The following is an 18,454-nucleotide window of genomic DNA, read 5'->3' on the forward strand; positions in this document are numbered from 1 at the left end:
GAGGGCTTTTTAATAAAGGAAAACACCATGATAATTTATCGCTTGGGAAGGCTACTTTTTATTAAAAATAATCAATCAGAAATAACAAAAAAACCATAACTAATTCATTTTTTCTTCAAACTCTTGACGAGATTCAAAAATTTTAAAAACCTTTTCCATTTTAGTTAAATCAAAAATAATTTTAACCTGATCATTTAAAGAACATAAAAAAAACTCTGAACCCGCTAAACGCACAGTTTTTAAAATAGAAACTAAAGCACCTAAACCAGCACTATCCATAAAAGTAAGATCCTGTAGATCTACTAAAATACTTGTTGGTTTTTTACTTTCTAATAAATCAAGAATTTGAGTGCGTAAATCTTTCGCACTAACTCCATCTAAAATACCTGAAGGTTGGACAATTTCAAAATTTTTATCTGCCATTTGTTTAATCACTCCTTTTATTTTTAATAAATATGTCAATTATATAACAGACTTCCCTTATTTTTAAGCTCAGAACAAATGACAAATGAGCAATGACAAAAGTATTTAATTTTCATGCTCAACTTGAAAGACATTCGCATATAAATTAGCCAAAATTTGTTTACCCGCTTGAGTTAATTCTAAATGTGCCAAAGAACTTTTTAAATAAGGGAAAACCGTTTTCCAGTAAAACCGAGGATAATTAGTCCTCACATCTCCCGGATTATGATAACCTAAAGCTTTATTTGTGCCAATTTCTTCAAATTCATAATATAAAGCGGGAATTTTTTGTAAATAACGGGGATCGCTTAACTGGCCAATCAAATCCGCTCCTCGCACTAAGCCCGGATAATGATCCGTATTTTGGTGATCATCATCGGCCGGCACGGGAAAACGAGTTAATTCGATATTTTGTTTTAAAATATTCACATCAATTAACTTATGACCGCCAAAACGCTCTTGTACAAATAATTTACCTCGATCAACATGATAGGGGGCTAAGGCCGCATCAGTAGCCCCCGGAGGTAAGGAAATCATAACTTCATTAACCCCTGTGGCATATAACCTTTCACAGGGGTGATCCTGTTGACAAACCCCTTTAACATAGCCAATATCATGACAGAGTAAAGAAATATGAAAATGAAGCCAGTCTTCAGGGGTAACGCCCCCTTCTTTAATATGTTTACCTCTTAATATTTCCTGCCCTACTAAAGTGACAAAAATGGTATGTTCCACATTGTGGTAAAGAGCATCACTATTGGCAATATTTTCTAAAGCCATTCCCGCCGCCCAAGCAATAATTTCAGCATAACTACCTTGCCAACCGCCGTAAGTGCGGTGATAACCTTCCACTAATTGGGTTATAAAATTATCAATAAGCAGATTAGTTGACAAAAACATCATAAGTCTAAATAGGGAAACAACTTCAAAAAAAGTAACTTAACTCAACCACCTATTTTACTCAAAAATTTGCTTAAATTCAGTAGATTCTGATAACTTTAAACATAAATCTTAAATAAATCTGGAGTAAACGATTATGGCTGTTAAAATGAAAAAAGGAACTAATGTTCGTGTCATTAAGGAAAATTTAGTTAATAGTCTTGAAGCTAAAGCTAGTGACTCCCGTTTTCCTTCCTATATTTTTGACACGAAAGGCGAAATCTTAGAATTAAACGATGACTACGCTTTAGTTAAATTCTATACTCCAACTCCTAACGTCTGGTTACGTCTTGATCAACTTCAAACTGTTGAATAATAGGGAATGGTAGGGTGGGCATTGCCCCCCTACTGAGGTTGTAGTTATTTTTCAAGAAATAATTACTTAATTTTTAGCAATTGAGGGTAAAAACTATGAATTTTTCGGCTCAAACTCCAATTACCTGTAAATCTCCTCAAGTTAGCATTATTGGAGCGGGGAAGGTGGGAAGCACCCTCGCCCAACGGATTGCGGAAAAAGATTTAGCTAATGTGGTACTTTTTGACATCGTGGAAGGTTTACCCCAAGGGATCGCCCTTGATCTGATGGAAGCACAAGGTTTAGAGTTGCATAATTGTACCATCATTGGCACGAATCATTATGAGGATACCATTGGCTCAGATTTGATTGTGATCACGGCGGGAATCGCCCGTAAACCGGGCATGAGTCGAGATGATCTACTCAAAACTAATGCCCATATTGTCACCCAGGCCGCTCAAAAAGCTTTAGAAAAGTCTCCCCAAGGGATTTTAATTGTGGTAACTAACCCCTTAGATGTGATGACTTATTTAGCATGGAAAACTACGGGAATTGAGAAAAAAAGAATCATGGGCATGGCTGGAGTTTTAGACTCGGCACGGTTACAGACTTTTATTGCAATGGAGTTAAATGTGCCTTCTTCTACTATTCATACGATGGTTTTAGGAGGTCATGGTGATTTAATGTTACCTATTCCTCGTTATTGTACGGTAAGCGGTATTCCTATTACAGAATTAATGCCAGAAAGTAAGATTGAAAAATTAATTGAGCGCACTCGTCAAGGGGGGGCAGAAATTGTTAAATTATTAAAGACAGGTAGCGCTTATTATGCGCCTTCATCTTCGGCTTGTTTAATGGTAGAAATGATCTTAAAACAACAGTCTCGACTGTTATCGGCGGCGGCCTATTTAGAGGGGCAATATGGGTTAAATGACCTTTTTTTAGGTGTACCTTGTCGTTTAGGTTGTCAAGGTGTAGAAAGTATTTTTGAGGTTAATTTAACTGATCAAGAAAGGGCTATTTTAAATGCTTCTGCCCAGTCTGTCAGAGACAATATTGATCTGGCTTTAGCTAGTATTAAATAAGAAGTAATCAGTAATAAGTAATAAGTTAAAAGTGAGAATATTCCCATTGAAGTTAAGTTCAATCAATTCAACTCAAATAGTGCTAAATTATTGTTACTAATAACGAATAAGAAAGAACAAATAACGAAAATATACTTGACGATTAGGGAAAAATTAGTTAAGAATAAGCATAATTACTGTGTGGAGTGAATTGTTGTGTTAAGTCAAGATCATCAAATTAATTTACAACCCCCTAAATATTACCCTTTTGAATCGTCAAAAGTCATGTGTCATCGGGCATGGGTTGAAATTGATCAAAGAATTTTAGCTGATAATATTAGACAAATTAAAGATTTTTTATCTCCTCAAACCAGTTTAATGGCGGTAGTTAAAGCCGATGCTTATGGTCATGGGGCGGTGAGTACCTCTCAAACAGTGTTAAAGGCCGGGGCTAGTTGGTTGGCGATCGCCACCTTAAGCGAGGGCATAGAATTACGTCAAGCTCGGATCACCGCTCCCATCTTGGTGTTAGGGGCGATTAATACACCTGATGAAATAGAGGCTATTGTGAGGTGGAATTTACAGCCTACCCTCTGTAATCCTCAACAAGCTTTTATTTTTAGTGAAACCCTCAGCCGTTTAGAAACCAATTTGGCTGTCCATTTGAAGTTAGATACGGGCATGAGTCGCCTTGGAATGTTATGGGATCAGGCTTGGGAATTTGTCCAATTAGTTCATCAATTACCCTATTTAAAAATTAAGAGTATTTACTCCCATTTTGCGACTGCGGATGATCCTGATCGCACTATTATGAATTTGCAACATCAGAGGTTTAAGAGTGCGATAGCTCAGATTAGACAAAATGGCATTAATCCTGCGGCCTTACATATTGCCAACTCCGCCGCTACCCTCTGCGATCAAAATTTACATTATGATTTTGTGAGGGTAGGTTTAGCCATGTATGGAGTTTACCCTGCCCCTCACTTAAAATCAATTTTAAACTTAAAACCAGTCTTACAAGTTAAAGCAAAAATTACTCAAGTTAAAACATTACCCGCCAATCGTGGTGTTAGTTATGGACATACTTTTAAAACTAATAAAGAAACAAGAATTGCCATTGTGGGAATAGGTTATGCAGACGGCATTCCCCGTAATTTATCTAATAATTTAAAAGTCTTAGTAAGGGGTCAAAAAATTCCCCAAATTGGCAATATTACGATGGATCAATTAATGTTAGATGTGAGTTCAATTCCTGATGTTCAAGCAGGAGAAATTGTAACATTAATTGGCAAAGATGGTAATTTAGAAATTACGGCCGATGATTGGGCGAATCAATTAAATACTATTTCATGGGAAATTCTTTGTAGTTTTAAACATCGTTTACCAAGGGTGAATTTAGATTAGTTATTGCTTATGTTACATTGTCAATTAATAATCTAATTTGCCATTAATTAAATTATTAAAACCGTAAATTTCTTTTGTCCCTCCAATCATTACTAATTCTACCTCTTTTTCGTCCCCCGGTTCAAAACGAATAGCCGTCCCTGCGGGAATATTTAAACGCATTCCTTTAGTTAATTCTCTCTCAAATTTTAAAGCAGAATTAACTTCATAAAAATGAAAATGTGAACCAATTTGAATGGGGCGATCGCCAGTATTTCCAACCTTAATTTTAAGAGTTGAACGCCCTTGATTAAGGTCAATTGTTCCTGTTTTAGTAATAATTTCTCCTGGGATAATCATGATTTATTCTTGATAATTTAAGTTAATTTAATCTAAAAAAAATTATTAGTTATTACTTATTAATTATTATTTATTAATTATTATTTAATTGGATGATGAACAGTAACTAATTTTGTGCCATCGGGAAAAGTTGCCTCAACTTGTACTTCAGGGATCATCTCAGAAACTCCCTCCATCACATCATTTTTAGTTAAAATAGTTTGACCATAACTCATCAATTGTGCAACGGTTTTTCCTTCCCTTGCCCCTTCTAAAATTTCCGCCGTAATGTAGGCGATCGCTTCAGGATAATTCAATTTTAAACCTTTAGCTTTGCGTCTTTCTGCTAATAAAGCGGCCGTAAAAATTAACAGTTTATCTTTTTCTTGAGGTGACAATTGCATAAATCAGTAATCAGTAATTAGTAAACAATAATTAGTCAACAGTAATCAGTAATTAATTATCAATAATTAGTTATTTTTTAATTAGTTATTTTTTGATTAGTAATAAATTAACCAAACACTTTTAACTAAACAATGATTTGATTATTGATTACTGTTTACTGTTTTTACCATACCCTTAATTTTATAGCATTTTTCCCTAAATATTGCAATCGTAAAATTTGCCAAATTTTAAAGAAAAATGCCCTAACTTCTGTGGTAGAATGGCCTAAATAACGACAATTTAAACCCTTAATTAATTCAGTAACTCCTGCCTGTCCGTATGTTAATGAATTTTGACACAATTGACTAATTTTTGTCAAAGTTTCAGCCTTTTGAAAATTACCAATATAAGTTAATGTAGCCGCTAGGGGCTGATCATTTAAACCTGTTAAACTATGAAATAAATCATCTTCACCTTGTAAACAAATATGATCAATCAAAATAGGGGTTGATTCTTGCCAAATTTCTAAATTTGATTGCCAATAACCTTGATTAAAAATTTCACCCCTTGCCGTGCGGCCAAATCTAATAATTTCCCACATTAAAAAAGTAGAATCTTGATGTAAATTAATAATATTTGATTGATGATATTTAGCACCATTAAAAATAATCATTTCTTGGGGTAAATATTCTAAAATAGTCTGATTTTCTAATCTAATATTAATATTTTGTTGGGCTATTTTTCCATTACTACGATAAATTTTATTGGCCGCAGGAGTTGTAATTAAACTTTGGGAATGATCATTTAAAATTATTTCTTGATCCAAAATATCACCCCCCACTACACCCCCAGCCGTATGTAAAATAATATTATGACAAATTGCTTCCCCTTCGGGATAAAATGACTGTTGAATTTTAAAAGGGGATTGGGTAAAACTTGATAATAATTCTGTTTTATGTTGATTAAATTGATAATTTAATTTAATTTTTCCGTGCCAATTAGATTGATTCATTTTAGAAAAAATTTAAGATATTAATTAGATTATAATAGTTATAATTTGCTTATTTTTATTATTTAAAATAACCTTGAATTAAAAAATCAGATTCTATTTCTTCAATTTTTATGCTCTTTAAAATTAAGGCTTCACTCATTAAATTTAATGATAAATTGCCTACGGGGGAGGGGGCAACTTCACCTCCAATAATTTTCGGGGCAATAAAAGCCATTACCTTTTGAATAACGCCCTCATTGATGGCATTAGCGGCTAAAATACCGCCACATTCCCACAATACCTTGGATAAACCCCTATTATATAAATTTTCCATGACTATTTTCGGGCTTAAACGCTCTAAAATTTGTATTTCCACTCCTTTTTCTAATAAATTATGATAAACCCTCTGATTAGCTCCTTTTTCCGTAAAAATCACCGTTTGAGCCTGATCTAATTCCCATAAATGGCGATCGCATGGTACATTTAAAGTGCGACTCATCACCACCCTCAAAGGATTATGATCGCTCACCCCATGACTGGTTAAGGAGGGGTTATCCTGCCGTAAAGTATTACCACCGATCACCACCGCATCACAACTTGAGCGCAACTGATGAACAAAATAACGGGATTTTTCAGAGGTGATCCAACGACTATGACCCGTATTTGAGGCAATTTTACCATCTAAGGTCATGGCATATTTTAAAATGCCAAAGGGCATTTGATGTAAAATGCGATGGACAAAAGCCTCATTTAATAACTGACAAGCTTCCTGCTCTACTCCCACCATCACTTCAAGGCCGGCCTTGCGTAGAGTTTCAATTCCTTGCCCTGCCACGAGGGGGTTAGGATCAACCATCCCCACCACCACTTTACCCACCTGAGCCTCAACTAAACCTTGAGAGCAGGGGGGAGTACGTCCATAATGATTACAAGGCTCTAAATTAACATAAACCGTTGCCCCGATCGCTTTTTCACCAGCATTTCTTAAGGCAAAAACTTCCGCATGGGGTTGGCCGGCTTGGGGATGAAAACCCTCTCCCACAATGATCCCATCTTTAACCACCACTGAACCCACTAGAGGGTTGGGAGAAGTTTTGCCTTCGGCTTGACGTGCTAAACTTAAACAACGTTGCATCATCTCTCGATCAAATGGAGTTGGTGTGGAAGAATGATTCATAATTGAACAATTGACAATGGACAGTGAACAGTTAACAATTCAGGAAAAAATTTTTTCCTAATTTAAGGCTAAATTTAAAGTTAATTAATCAATTGTCTATTGTCAACTGTCCACTGTCAACTGTCAATTATTAATTATTTATTATTTATTATCTATTATTTATTATCAATTAATATGATCTCTTTTAAGCGTTTTGATCTCATTGCAATTATTATTATTTTTGTTTTAACGGTAGTCATTAGTATTTTATTAATATTAGGAGATACTCAACTACCACAAGTAATTAAATTTAGTTGGGCTAATCAGCAAATCGGGTTTAATGATCATAGTTTTACCCTAAAATTTAATCGTTTAATGAATCAAGAAAGTGTTAATAATAATATAGATATTGAGCCAAAATTAGATGGTAAAATTAGTTGGTCTGGCAAAGAATTAACCTATACTTTAACCGACAGTTTAACTTACGGCAAAAAATATATTTTACGATTAAATTCAGCCCAAGAATTAGATCGATCTAATTATGCTAAAAAAATCAAACCTTTTGAAGCTGAATTTCAAAGTCGAGATTTAATTTTTGGCTATATTGGGTTACAAGATATTAACCCAAATACGGGAGTTAAAGAATTAGATCAAAGTAAACAACAAAAAGGAAAATTAATTTTATATAATCAAACTCTTAACGAATCAAAAATTTTAACTCCCCCCGATCTATGGGTGGTTAATTTTGCGATTAAACCCCAAGGAGATCGGGCTATTATTTCAGCATTTAATCCCAATGAAGGCTTTAATCAACAAAAATTATTTACCGTTACAACAGGGTTAAAATTTAATAATTCTAATCAAGTTAATATAGGGGGGAAAATACGCCTATTATTAGATAGTAAAAACTATGAAAATATCAGGTTTAAATTATCAAAAAATGGAGAAACCTTAATCGTTGAAAGAAAAAATCGTCAAGATCAAAATGATCATAGTTTATGGATCATTGCTGAAGATCAAAAACCCCAACCTTTAGGAATTTTAGGACAAAATTTTGATATTTCTCCCGATGGAAATACCCTAATTATTACTTTAGCTGAAGGAATTTCTTTTTATCCTTTAAATGACAAAGGCCAACAGGGTTTTATCACAGGAGGAACGCAATTTTTTGGCTTTTCTAGTGACAATTCACAAAAATTAATTGAAAAAATTAATATCAATGGCACTTATTCTTTATTTTTAGTTAATCAAGATGGAAAAGAAAGAGAATTAGGCTTTAGTTTTTCCCCATTTATTAATTGTCAATTTCAACCAACCAAAGAAAATATTATTTATTGTGCAAAAAGCGATCCCGTTGAAGAAAATGGGGTTTATGTAGACAATAAAGTATTAGCAAGAATTGATTTAAACCAAGGAGAATTAGTTCCTTTAATTGCCTTACCAAATGATCCAAATTTAACGATTAGTTTTGCTTCTGATGGTTCAGCTTTAATTTTTGATCAAGTACAAAATGCCTTGGATAATTTTAACATTAATGGTATAAATGAAAAAGGTCAAGGCATTACTAACGGAAAATTATGGATTTTATCTTTGCCTGAAGACAAAGCTCAACCTAACCCTAAAAATTCTAAACTTGTCGGTAGTTTTATTGGCTATCATCCTAAATGGTTGCCCTAATTTATTTTACTTTAAAAATTAAAAATTATCAATATAATTATCAATATTTTGTATGATGAAAAAAAGCTGGTTTGGTTTATTATTTACTTGGCGTGGCTCAGTCATTCCCGCAATTTTACCAAAAGTAATTATCTGTATTATTTTTGCTATTATTATTTCAACTTTATATAAATTAAATATCCCCGTTTCTTTACCAATTTTAAGTAGTGTCGTACCCAGTATTGTCTTAGGTTTACTATTAGTATTTAGAACAAATACGGCCTATGAAAGATTTTGGGAAGGGCGCAAATTATGGGGAATTATTAATAATTCTGTGCGTAATTTATCGAGAATGATTTGGGTATCAGTTAAAGAAGAAAATCAAGAAGATCGACAACAAAAAATTAAAGCTTTACATTTATTATTAGCTTTTGCCCTATCTACTAAATTACATTTAAGATCCGAATCTATTAATGAAGAATTAGCTCAATTATTGCCGCAAAATCATCTTGAAAAAATTAAAACAGTTAATAGTATTCCTTTAGAAATTGCTTTTTTAATTAGTGATTATTTACAATATCAACAGGATCAAAATAAACTTAATCCCTATCAAAGTGTAGCCATGTTTAACCAACTTAATTCATTAGTAGAAGCAGTGGGAGGTTGTGAAAGAATTTTAAGAACTCCTATTCCTTTAGCTTATGCCATCCATTTAAAACAATTAATTTTACTTTATTGTTTTTCCTTACCTTTTCAAATGGTTAAAGATCTTGGTTTCTTAACAGCAATTATTGTGGGAATTATTAGTTTTACTGTGTTTGGAATTGAAGAAATTGGCATTGAAATTGAAAATCCTTTTGGCTATGATGCCAATGATTTACCATTAGATCAAATTTGTCAAAATATGGAGAAAAATTTAGATGATTTAATCACACTTTCCCCTTCTATTCAAAATTGGTAATTAAATAATTAATTTAATTTGATTTTTTTATTACTTTCCCAAGAGTTCTATTAAGTTTAATTTTTAATACACAGGTAAAAATTAGCAAAATTTAAGAAAAAATTAAAAATTATTCACTAACCTCGATCATAAAATATAATTAAATCAAATTAAATTTAATAGGAGATAAATATGTGATTTTATATCTTAGTCAATTGCCAATAGTTGAACAAAGTTTTGTTTTTACCCCTCCTTGGTTTTGGTTATCATTGGGATTAATTTTAATCATTTTTGATTTATTTTTCCTCAGAAAAATACCCAACAAGTTTAAATTTATTGTTCTATCTTTAGGGGCAGGAGCATTATTAATTTCTCTAATTTTATGGTATGCAGGTCGCCTTGTTTTGCTCGAATGGCGCTATACAATGTATGATAATTTTGGAGCGCAAATTTTTAACTGGTTAGGTGATTCTTTAGCCTTTATTATTTGGTTACGTCCCACTTTAATTAAACGTCCAAAATTTGAGATCAAATCATCAGAAGAAGGCACAACTTTGACGGAAATTTTACCAGGAAAAACAGGCCGAATTTTATATGAAGGAACTTCTTGGCAAGGCAAATGTTCCGATCCTCAACAACAAATTAAAGCAGATCAAAAAGTTTATATTTTAAGCAGAGAAGGTAATACTTTAATTGTGGCAGATGAGGATTTTTTCAACAGTAATCTTTAATCATTTTTAGTCATCAAAATTATACTTTATTCAAATCTATTAAAATTAATCAACGGAGAATAATTAAAATGGAAGCTACTATTTTTGGTTTTTTAGCAGTGGCGCTTATTTCTTTTATGAATAGTGTTAAAATTATTAAACAAGGAAATGAAGCTTTAGTAGAATTTTTAGGTAAATATGAAGGGAGAAAATTAGAGCCGGGGCTTAATTTTATCACGCCATTTCTATCACAAATTGTCTATCAAGAAACTACTAAAGAAAGGGTTTTAGAAATTCCCCCCCAAAATTGTATTACAAAAGATAATGTTTCTATTACCGTTGATGCAGTGGTATATTGGCAAATTTTAGATATAGAAAAAGCCTATTATCGAGTGCAAAATCTTCAGTCAGCAATGGTTAACTTAGTCTTAACTCAGATTCGCTCAGAATTAGGTAAGTTAGAATTAAATCAAACTTTCACCGCGCGTACAGAGGTTAATGAAATATTACTCAGGGAATTAGATATTGCAACCGAACCTTGGGGGGTAAAAGTCAAAAGGGTTGAATTGAGAGACATTGTACCATCAAAAACCGTTCAAGGTGCAATGGAATTGCAGATGTCCGCCGAGCGCAAAAAACAAGCGGCCATTTTAACCTCCGAGGGTGAAAAAGAATCGGCGATCAATGAAGCTAGAGGTAAAGCACAAGCCCAAATTATTGCGGCCGAAGCACGTCAAAAAGTAGCGATTTTAGATGCTCAGGCACAGAAACAACAACAGATTTTAAAAGCAGAGGCCACAGCCTCAGCCATGGATTTAATCGCCAATAAACTTAAAGAAAATCCTCACAATTCTACGGCTTTACAATATTTATTAGCACAAAATTATTTAGAAATGGGTTTGAAAATTGGCACAAGTGAAAGCAGTAAGGTTTTATTTATGGATCCTCGCACCATTCCGGCAACATTAGACGGTATTCAATCTCTTGTGACTAAAGAAATTGATCACAATCAATGATACAATCAAGATGAGTTATCAGTTATTAATTGAAAAATGAATTAACATATTCCCTAAAAATAGAAGACAATTTAAACATTATTTTTTCTTCTTTAATTTTAATTACTAAATATCTTTGTTGTAATGATTGTAAACCATTATTAAAATCTAAAGATGATAAGTTTAAACTTTGTCTTAATTCTTCTCTTAAAATAGGATTTTCTGACTTACTTAATTGTAAGATTATTGTTTGTTCAATTGATGATAAATTATTAAAAACTCCTTGAAAATGGCACTGCATTTGTCGAGTGATCATAGGCACAGTAACAAGCCTATTAATATCTGTAGCACAATTTTCCGTTAAAAATTCAGTTACTTGACCATCATAATTTTTATTAATTAACATAGTGATAGTTTTTAAATAAAAGAAATTATACCATTTACATTTAGTCGCTACATTGTTAAATACCTGAAATCTCTGTAAATAAACTATTCTATTAAGTCTCAGTCTGAAGTTACTAAATGTAAATGGTATAATAAGAATAAGCTAATTATTTGAGAAGAATAACTGTTAATTTAACCTCTGAAAAAATGAGGTTTTTTATTACTAGCTAAAATTTGAGTTGAGTTTGCGGTAATTTCTTCTTTTTCAGGCTCTTGTGAGAAATTCGGCAATCTGCGTTAACTTATGAATCAAACCAATAACCTTTATGATTGCCCACCATTAATATTAATATATAATAGGTTAAGGTGAGCAATTAATATAAAATTGATCGGTAAAAATCAAAATGAAAAAGCATTGCTCACCCTACGAATCAATATTGTAGGGTGGGCAATCAGCATTCAATTATATATTAAATAAATAACATTAATGATTGCCTACCATTAATATTAATATTATATAGGTTAAGGTGGGCAATGAATATTAAATTAATTGGTAAAAATCAAAATTTAAAAAGCATTGCCCACCCTACAAATTATAGTATAATTCAGAAATATATATTTTCCGTTGTCTTTTTTTTGAATTTAATTATGTTAATCGATTTTATTTCTATCTCTTATTTGTTTAGTACAGCTTGTCATGCCCCAAATCTCTCAGAATGGATCACCATATTACTATTATTGTCTGCATTGGTTACAGGAGGAGTTTTTATTGTTAGCACTGGGATTGTAATTACCTCAATAGCTTCTACTATAGTTACAATGCTAACATCGGGAGCAACTGTAGCTTTAATAGCTGAGGCTATTGCCGCAGACGTTGGTACAACAGCTACGTCACTTGCAATACTAACCGGAATAATAGAAACAATAAAAAAAACTTTAGGATGTTAAATATTGTAAGAAAGTAGGGTGGGCAATCTGCGTTAATTTACGAATCAAATCAATAACTTTTATGATTGCCCACCATTAATATTAATATATAATAGGTTAAGGTGGGCAATGAATACAAAATCGATCGGTAAAATCAAAATTTAAACAACATTACCCACCCTACAAATTAACCTAATAATTCCTCAGCACGTTTGGTTAAATTTTCAGCAGTTAAGCCATTAAATGCCATAATTTCTCCTGCTGAAGCGGTGGTTTCTCCCCGTTTCCATGCAAAAACATCACGGTTAATTTTACTTCTTAACATGATCGGTTCTAACATCGCAGAAGAACCTCCTGTCACCCCTATTAACCCATCTCCTCCGAATAATTTTTCAAAGGTTTCATCATCAATAAAATGACTGTCTTTATTAGTGCAAGTATCCCATGCCACATCAGTGGGACGATATAAGCGACGAGGGTTAATTATTGATACTATTTTCACCCCAATTCCTTCATTTTCAAGGTGTAAAGCGGCATCAAAAACGGGGATTAATGTCATATCTCCAATCACCGCAAAAACTACTTTTTTCTTACCTTCTGAATTGTGCAAAATTACGCCCCCATCTTGCAAAGCTTGACGGGTTTGTTCAAATGTGGTGCGTACAGGTAGGGGTGATTTACTAGCAGTAATAGGTACACCTTTATTTGATGTATTTAATGCCCATTCGTAGCACACTTGAATACTATTTGCATCGCAAGGAAATAGGGGGAAAACATTACCATTACGCATCATGGCCGCAAAGTAATTTTCCACTTCGGGACGTTGATGTGTCCAACCATTGCGCCCCTGTTCTAATGCTCCCGCCGTAAATAGGCAGATCGTAGAGGGAGTGGAGCGTCTTAACTCCGTCATGGCTTGGGTGACAGTTTGCCATAGGGGTAAACCATTAATCACAAAAGACTCATAACTACACCATAAAGTTCTTGCTCCGAATAGGGATAATCCGGCGGCTAAACCCGCACAAGCATCCTCACTTAAAGGCTCATAAACTTGTCCGTTGGGGTTTTGATAATAAATATCGTCTGTTGTGGGATGGACAATATTTAAGCCGATATTGATATTATTGATCCCCGAAGCGGCGTTACCATCGGCATTTGTCACAATAAAGTTGGGGTCTTTTTTGCCCACATGAACCACTAATTCACCCATGGCGGTGGTGGCTACTTTTTTATCGCCGTGTACCTCATATTCGGTGAGGGGTAATGTTCCCAAGTCGGGGAGGGGTAATTCTTTTTCGGTGACAACGTGATGGGAAGCAGACCCACCGGCCGCTCTTTCACAGTTGGTGCGCACTAATTGCCATGCGTCAGGGGATAAAGCCCTTTCCTGTAAGGCTTTGACGATGTAATCTCTTTCTAAGGTATCCCCTGGGTACAAATTGTGAGATTGTGAGCCTCGTTTGTGAACTCCTGCACCTTTTAACTGTTTCACAATTAAAACGGTTAAAGTGCCTCCTAAAGCTAATTTAGCGGCTTTGTCGGTGGCTTCTAAGACTGCTTGGGTGAAAGCCATGCGTTTTTCAAGGGAAAAGGCTGTACTGTCCACATATTCACCCTGTTGGTTAGCATCGTCAAAGTCTTTGGCATTAACTAATATCACCTCTTTAAAGCCGTTTCCTTGCCAATAAGCAATCATTTCTTCATTGGTTTTGGTGGAAACCATGCTGTGATGTTCCTGTGAGTAGCCATTCCACACTAAAATTGGTAAAAAGTTAGTGGCTTGGGGGTAGGCGGTGTTAAAATGGGCGAAACTGCTCATAATATAGGGTTCACCCAGTCCGCCATCGCCGATCGTCACGGGAAATAATACTCCCGGATGTAATTTTGCTCCGGCCATGGCGAAATGTTGCCCCTGCCCTAGAGGGCCGGCCGGGTTTAAAAGTCCGGGGATCTGCCCTGAAAGATGCCCTAAAAGCCCGTGCATCTCACGAAAACGCTCCATCATCTGTTCAACGGTATTAATGCCCATATCTTCAAGGGAGCGGTCTAAAAACATATTGCTGTAAAAGCCGGGGGCATGGTGTCCCACTTCCGTGATGATATTTTTATGACCAAGCATCACTAAGGCGGCGATCGCTTCGGCAATACTGGCAAAACCGCCCGGATGGCCTGACTCCTTACTGGCGGTAACTTGGAGGGTTAAATAACGTAAAGCGTCCGCATAGAGTAAGGTTTGAAAAACGGCACTTTGATCATTGGGGGAAGAAATAGCGGTTTTACCCTCAGCGATCGCCGCAGTGTTACCGTATTCGTTAAAATGAGCTAAATTTTCGCCAAAAAATTTAATACCTTGACAAAATGTAGGATTTGTGTTGTTATCAGTCATGTTTGAACTCTAAGATTTTAAATTATTATTAATAAATCTTAACAGTTTGTGGGTTTAATTTGATAAGAAAAATTAAATTATACTAATATATAAATATATATTCATATTGTTTTATAGATATTATTTGATTATGAAAGTTCAATCAGTTGACTTAAAATACTTTAAAAAATTTCGTGATTTACAATTAGATTTTACTAATTCTGAAACGGGTTTAGCTAAAGATTTAATTGTTTTAATTGGCATTAATTCTGCGGGAAAAACTAGCATTTTACAGGCGATCGCTTCTACTTTAGGAGTAGCTACAGGAAGATTAAAAAAAATATCAGATTTACAATGGTCAGGTTTTAATTATGAACTATTAAGTGCTAATTGGAGAAGATTAGAACCACAAGTTAATATTAAGGTTGAATTTTCATCTCAAGAATTACAATCAATTAAAGAATTTCATCAAAAAATACAAGAAATTAATGATAATTTTCCCGCTATTCCTAATCAAAATAATTTGGTTAATCTATATTGGAAAAATAATCGTGTTCAAGCTAATAGTTCAGGTGATTTATTTCAATTTAAAGGGAGAGAATATGCTAAATATTTAACTCGTTCTCAAGGTTTTGAAATATTTGAAAAAGTGGGAACTATTTTTTGGTATACTGAGCAAAGAACTTCCACCAGTTTAACATCTGAAAATACTGAGGAAAAAATTGAGATTACAGAAGATAAAATTAGACATCTTTTGTCATCATCACAACAATTTCATGAAAGTATAAAAAATGGAAAAATTAAAGAACTCCGTCCCGGACAAAAAGATCTATATGCGGAAATTGAAAAAACCTATCAAGCAATTTTTCCTAACAGAAGTTTTGATGGAGTTGCACCCAGAGAAAATATAGATGATATTTTTAGTGAATTTTGGTTTAATTTGTATGATGGAAAAAGTCAATATGAAATATCAGAAATGTCAGGAGGAGAAAGGGCTGTTTTTCCAATTTTAATGGATTTTGCTAATTGGAATATTCATAATTCTATAATTTTAATTGATGAAATCGAATTGCATTTACATCCTCCTATGCAACAAGCATTATTAAAAGCATTACCTAAATTGGGGAAAAATAATCAATTTATAATTACAACCCATTCTGATTATATTGAACAATTAGTACCAAATGACAGTATTATTTGGTTAGATCAAATGGAGAATTTTTAATGATGAGTGTGCTTAATGTTTCAACAAAAATAATTTTTTGCGAAGGAAAATTAGATGCTAAACTATTAGAAAAAGTAACGGAAAATTTAGAAAATATTACCATTGTTCCCGCTCAGGGTAAATTTACTTTTTCTGTTTTTGCTCAAGGATATTTTGCTAATAGAAAAAAACAATCAAAATATTTAGTTTTTCGAGATCGGGATTTTGATCTTCTGCCAACTGAACAGATTAATTTACTTGAATATAAATCAATGTTTTTAAGTTATAGAACTTGTGTTGAAAATTACTTATTAGAACCTGAATTAATTGATCAATATTGGACTGAAAAATATCAAGAAAAATTAGATAATCCTCACTCAAAATGGGGTCATAAAAATTCACCCGGAATTGAAGCAATTTGGCAATGGATAGAAACGAGTGCAAAATATATTAGAAATTATCAAATAATTAGATGGGCTTTAGGTGATTTATTAAGAATGAGTCAAAGTCGAACTAATTTAAAAACAACATGGATTGGTAATAATAGTTTACCTTCAGAAGACTCTTTAAGTTTAGAAAATTGTAAACAAGAAGCCATTTTATTAATTAATCAATTTCGTCAAGATATTGAATCAATTACAATGGAAAAATTTGAAACGAGTCTTGATCATTATCTTAATTTATTTACTCAGGAAACATTTTGGCAAAATCATCGTTATTTAATTTGGTTCAATGGTAAAGACTTAGCTAAAGCAATGCAAAAACAAAAATCAAATTATATTTCTTTAAAGGATTTTTATGACTGGATCATTGCTAAAATTGATATTGACAAATATCCTGATCTTATACAATTAAGAAGTAAAATAATCAATTTATGATTTTGTTTCAATATCTATAATCTTAAATCACCTAAATTAATTTATGAGTGCGAATCCAGAACAATTAAACATTTTAAAAAAAGGTGTCCAAGAGTGGAATTATTGGCGACAGCAAAAAGAAAACCGTTTAAAACCTGTTAATTTAACTGAAGTAGATTTAAGTGGTGCGGATCTAAATGGTGCTAATTTAAGTCAAGCTCAATTTCGAGGATCAAATCTGACTAAGGCTATTTTAATTACTGCCGATTTAAGTCAGGCCAGAATTTATGGGGCGAATTTAATGGAAGCTAATTTGACGGGTGCTGATCTGAGTAAAGCAATTTTAACGGGTGCTAATTTAACTAAAACTATTTTAACTAAAGCGAATTTAAGTCGAGCTTATCTGAGGGAAGTTTTTTTAATTGAGGCTGATTTAAGGACAACTGATCTGAGTTTTGCTAACTTAATTGATGCTTTTTTAATGAGGGCGAATTTAAGTCATGCTTTTTTAGTGGAGGCGGATTTGAGGGGGGCGGATTTTTCTGAGGCTGATCTGAGTTATGGGGAAATGAATAAGGCTTTTTTAAGTAATGCGCATTTACGGGAAACAAATTTAAGTTTTGCTAATTTGAATAATGCTTTTTTAATGGATGCGGATTTAACTTTAGCTGATTTAAGTCATGCTAATTTATGGGGGGCGAATTTAAGCCGTGCTAACTTGTCTGGGGCGAATTTACGCAATGCAGATTTAACGGGAGTTGATCTGTCTGGTGCTATTTTAACGGGGGCGGTGTTAAGTAATGCCATCTTGGATGAGGCTTGTTTATGGCAGACGATTTTTTAATAATTTAAGTTAGGTTGCTTCTTTTTCTAATAATAAGGTAACAGGCCCATCATTTTCAATTTTAACTTCCATCTTTGCTCCAAATATACCTGTTTCTATTTTTAATTTACTTAATTTTAATTTTTCGATAAATAAATTATATAAATGTTCGGCGATCGCTGGAGGGGCGGAATTACTAAAGGAAGGCCTACGACCTTTACGGCAGTCACCATAAAGGGTAAACTGACTTATTACTAAGATTTGACCGTTAATTTCTTGGACGGATTTTTCCCATTTATCACCAGTATTTTGAGCGGAAAATAATCGTAATTCTAGGCATTTTTTCACCATCCAATCAATTTCTTTTTCCGTGTCTGTGGGGGCAATTGCTACTAATAAATTTAGTCCTTGATTAATGCTACCGACAATTTTACCATCTACAATTACTTGAGATGATTTAACTTTTTGAATAACAATTTTCATAGTTTTTAATTAAGATAAATGAATCTATGGCAATCCTAAATCACAAATAACAAAAGTGTTAAACTTTTTTGCCATTGAGCAGATTTTTTTCTTTTAT

The 18,454-nt window shown here is 33.4% G+C and carries 20 protein-coding genes; 11 read left to right on the top strand and 9 right to left on the bottom strand.

Going from position 1 to position 18,454, the window contains the following annotated elements:
- Positions 1-99 precede the first annotated feature (99 nt).
- Both Anndu_RS14455 and Anndu_RS14460 read right to left on the bottom strand, forming a co-directional pair.
- A complete protein-coding gene (locus Anndu_RS14455) occupies positions 100-423 on the bottom strand; it encodes an STAS domain-containing protein (RefSeq protein ID WP_464101862.1) in 324 nt (107 codons plus the stop codon).
- Between the two features lie 105 nt (positions 424-528).
- A complete protein-coding gene (locus Anndu_RS14460) occupies positions 529-1,365 on the bottom strand; it encodes an Npun_R2479 family HD domain-containing metalloprotein (RefSeq protein ID WP_464101863.1) in 837 nt (278 codons plus the stop codon).
- Positions 1,366-1,498: 133 nt separating this feature from the next.
- On the opposite strand from Anndu_RS14460, the gene ndhO reads away from it, so the two are divergent.
- The 3 genes from ndhO (at position 1,499) to alr (ending at position 4,164) form a co-directional block, all read left to right on the top strand.
- Positions 1,499-1,717 carry an NAD(P)H-quinone oxidoreductase subunit O gene (gene ndhO / locus Anndu_RS14465; RefSeq protein ID WP_464101864.1) on the top strand — a complete coding sequence of 73 codons (219 nt, stop codon included), beginning with the start codon at positions 1,499-1,501 and terminating at the stop codon, positions 1,715-1,717.
- 95 nt (positions 1,718-1,812) lie between these two features.
- On the top strand, positions 1,813-2,781 hold the full coding sequence (gene mdh / locus Anndu_RS14470; protein ID WP_464101865.1) for a malate dehydrogenase: 969 nt from the start codon (positions 1,813-1,815) through the stop codon (positions 2,779-2,781).
- A 264-nt stretch (positions 2,782-3,045) separates the two neighbouring features.
- Complete coding sequence (alr, locus tag Anndu_RS14475) at positions 3,046-4,164, top strand: alanine racemase (RefSeq protein WP_464104109.1); 1,119 nt, start codon at positions 3,046-3,048, stop codon at positions 4,162-4,164.
- A gap of 24 nt (positions 4,165-4,188) precedes the next feature.
- Here alr and ureB read toward each other — a convergent pair whose 3' ends face one another.
- From ureB to ribD, 4 genes are all read right to left on the bottom strand, one after another.
- Positions 4,189-4,500, bottom strand: a complete 312-nt coding sequence (gene ureB, locus Anndu_RS14480; protein ID WP_464104110.1) for an urease subunit beta — start codon at positions 4,498-4,500, stop codon at positions 4,189-4,191.
- Positions 4,501-4,583: 83 nt separating this feature from the next.
- Positions 4,584-4,886, bottom strand: coding sequence for an urease subunit gamma (gene ureA, locus Anndu_RS14485; RefSeq protein WP_464101866.1), 303 nt, complete (start codon positions 4,884-4,886; stop codon positions 4,584-4,586).
- A 164-nt stretch (positions 4,887-5,050) separates the two neighbouring features.
- Positions 5,051-5,878, bottom strand: coding sequence for an urease accessory protein UreD (locus Anndu_RS14490; RefSeq protein WP_464101867.1), 828 nt, complete (start codon positions 5,876-5,878; stop codon positions 5,051-5,053).
- Between the two features lie 58 nt (positions 5,879-5,936).
- The gene (gene ribD, locus Anndu_RS14495; RefSeq protein ID WP_464101868.1) at positions 5,937-7,034 is read right to left on the bottom strand and encodes a bifunctional diaminohydroxyphosphoribosylaminopyrimidine deaminase/5-amino-6-(5-phosphoribosylamino)uracil reductase RibD; all 1,098 of its coding nucleotides are present in this window, start codon (positions 7,032-7,034) and stop codon (positions 5,937-5,939) included.
- 174 nt (positions 7,035-7,208) lie between these two features.
- Between ribD and Anndu_RS14500 the strand changes: the two genes are divergently transcribed.
- From Anndu_RS14500 to Anndu_RS14515, 4 genes are all read left to right on the top strand, one after another.
- On the top strand, positions 7,209-8,690 hold the full coding sequence (locus Anndu_RS14500; protein WP_464101869.1) for an Ig-like domain-containing domain: 1,482 nt from the start codon (positions 7,209-7,211) through the stop codon (positions 8,688-8,690).
- Between the two features lie 52 nt (positions 8,691-8,742).
- A complete protein-coding gene (locus Anndu_RS14505; RefSeq protein WP_464101870.1) occupies positions 8,743-9,630 on the top strand; it encodes a bestrophin family protein in 888 nt (295 codons plus the stop codon).
- A gap of 173 nt (positions 9,631-9,803) precedes the next feature.
- Positions 9,804-10,340, top strand: coding sequence for an NfeD family protein (locus tag Anndu_RS14510; protein WP_464101871.1), 537 nt, complete (start codon positions 9,804-9,806; stop codon positions 10,338-10,340).
- 68 nt (positions 10,341-10,408) lie between these two features.
- Positions 10,409-11,335 (top strand): SPFH domain-containing protein, encoded by a 927-nt coding sequence (locus tag Anndu_RS14515; RefSeq protein ID WP_464101872.1) that lies wholly within the window; start codon positions 10,409-10,411, stop codon positions 11,333-11,335.
- A gap of 25 nt (positions 11,336-11,360) precedes the next feature.
- Here Anndu_RS14515 and Anndu_RS14520 read toward each other — a convergent pair whose 3' ends face one another.
- The gene (locus Anndu_RS14520; RefSeq protein WP_464101873.1) at positions 11,361-11,720 is read right to left on the bottom strand and encodes a hypothetical protein; all 360 of its coding nucleotides are present in this window, start codon (positions 11,718-11,720) and stop codon (positions 11,361-11,363) included.
- 512 nt (positions 11,721-12,232) lie between these two features.
- Between Anndu_RS14520 and Anndu_RS14525 the strand changes: the two genes are divergently transcribed.
- Entirely contained in the window at positions 12,233-12,646 is a 414-nt protein-coding gene (locus tag Anndu_RS14525; RefSeq protein ID WP_464101874.1) for a hypothetical protein, read from the top strand.
- A gap of 166 nt (positions 12,647-12,812) precedes the next feature.
- On the opposite strand, the gene Anndu_RS14530 is transcribed toward Anndu_RS14525, so the two are convergent.
- Entirely contained in the window at positions 12,813-15,011 is a 2,199-nt protein-coding gene (locus tag Anndu_RS14530; protein ID WP_464101875.1) for a phosphoketolase family protein, read from the bottom strand.
- A gap of 130 nt (positions 15,012-15,141) precedes the next feature.
- On the opposite strand from Anndu_RS14530, the gene Anndu_RS14535 reads away from it, so the two are divergent.
- The 3 genes from Anndu_RS14535 to Anndu_RS14545 are packed head-to-tail and all read left to right on the top strand — an operon-like array spanning position 15,142 to position 17,895.
- Complete coding sequence (locus tag Anndu_RS14535) at positions 15,142-16,215, top strand: AAA family ATPase (RefSeq protein WP_464101876.1); 1,074 nt, start codon at positions 15,142-15,144, stop codon at positions 16,213-16,215.
- Positions 16,215-17,072, top strand: coding sequence for a hypothetical protein (locus Anndu_RS14540; protein ID WP_464101877.1), 858 nt, complete (start codon positions 16,215-16,217; stop codon positions 17,070-17,072). Before Anndu_RS14535 ends, Anndu_RS14540 begins: the two co-directional genes overlap by 1 nt.
- Positions 17,073-17,115: 43 nt before the next feature.
- Positions 17,116-17,895 carry a pentapeptide repeat-containing protein gene (locus Anndu_RS14545; protein WP_464101878.1) on the top strand — a complete coding sequence of 260 codons (780 nt, stop codon included), beginning with the start codon at positions 17,116-17,118 and terminating at the stop codon, positions 17,893-17,895.
- Between the two features lie 9 nt (positions 17,896-17,904).
- On the opposite strand, the gene dtd is transcribed toward Anndu_RS14545, so the two are convergent.
- Entirely contained in the window at positions 17,905-18,357 is a 453-nt protein-coding gene (gene dtd / locus Anndu_RS14550) for a D-aminoacyl-tRNA deacylase (RefSeq protein ID WP_464101879.1), read from the bottom strand.
- Positions 18,358-18,454 lie beyond the last annotated feature (97 nt).

It is taken from the genome of Annamia dubia NIES-4383 (assembly GCF_055394725.1).

Bases quoted from the DNA above. Each gene is read 5' to 3' on its own strand.
- Anndu_RS14455 (WP_464101862.1), bottom strand. From the start codon at position 423: ATGGCAGATAAAAATTTTGAAATTGTCCAACCTTCAGGTATTTTAGAT.
- Anndu_RS14460 (WP_464101863.1), bottom strand. From the start codon at position 1,365: ATGATGTTTTTGTCAACTAATCTGCTTATTGATAATTTTATAACCCAA.
- ndhO (WP_464101864.1), top strand. From the start codon at position 1,499: ATGGCTGTTAAAATGAAAAAAGGAACTAATGTTCGTGTCATTAAGGAA.
- mdh (WP_464101865.1), top strand. From the start codon at position 1,813: ATGAATTTTTCGGCTCAAACTCCAATTACCTGTAAATCTCCTCAAGTT.
- alr (WP_464104109.1), top strand. From the start codon at position 3,046: ATGTGTCATCGGGCATGGGTTGAAATTGATCAAAGAATTTTAGCTGAT.
- ureA (WP_464101866.1), bottom strand. From the start codon at position 4,886: ATGCAATTGTCACCTCAAGAAAAAGATAAACTGTTAATTTTTACGGCC.
- Anndu_RS14490 (WP_464101867.1), bottom strand. From the start codon at position 5,878: ATGAATCAATCTAATTGGCACGGAAAAATTAAATTAAATTATCAATTT.
- ribD (WP_464101868.1), bottom strand. From the start codon at position 7,034: ATGAATCATTCTTCCACACCAACTCCATTTGATCGAGAGATGATGCAA.
- Anndu_RS14500 (WP_464101869.1), top strand. From the start codon at position 7,209: ATGATCTCTTTTAAGCGTTTTGATCTCATTGCAATTATTATTATTTTT.
- Anndu_RS14505 (WP_464101870.1), top strand. From the start codon at position 8,743: ATGATGAAAAAAAGCTGGTTTGGTTTATTATTTACTTGGCGTGGCTCA.
- Anndu_RS14515 (WP_464101872.1), top strand. From the start codon at position 10,409: ATGGAAGCTACTATTTTTGGTTTTTTAGCAGTGGCGCTTATTTCTTTT.
- Anndu_RS14520 (WP_464101873.1), bottom strand. From the start codon at position 11,720: ATGTTAATTAATAAAAATTATGATGGTCAAGTAACTGAATTTTTAACG.
- Anndu_RS14525 (WP_464101874.1), top strand. From the start codon at position 12,233: ATGAATATTAAATTAATTGGTAAAAATCAAAATTTAAAAAGCATTGCC.
- Anndu_RS14530 (WP_464101875.1), bottom strand. From the start codon at position 15,011: ATGACTGATAACAACACAAATCCTACATTTTGTCAAGGTATTAAATTT.
- Anndu_RS14535 (WP_464101876.1), top strand. From the start codon at position 15,142: ATGAAAGTTCAATCAGTTGACTTAAAATACTTTAAAAAATTTCGTGAT.
- Anndu_RS14540 (WP_464101877.1), top strand. From the start codon at position 16,215: ATGATGAGTGTGCTTAATGTTTCAACAAAAATAATTTTTTGCGAAGGA.
- Anndu_RS14545 (WP_464101878.1), top strand. From the start codon at position 17,116: ATGAGTGCGAATCCAGAACAATTAAACATTTTAAAAAAAGGTGTCCAA.
- dtd (WP_464101879.1), bottom strand. From the start codon at position 18,357: ATGAAAATTGTTATTCAAAAAGTTAAATCATCTCAAGTAATTGTAGAT.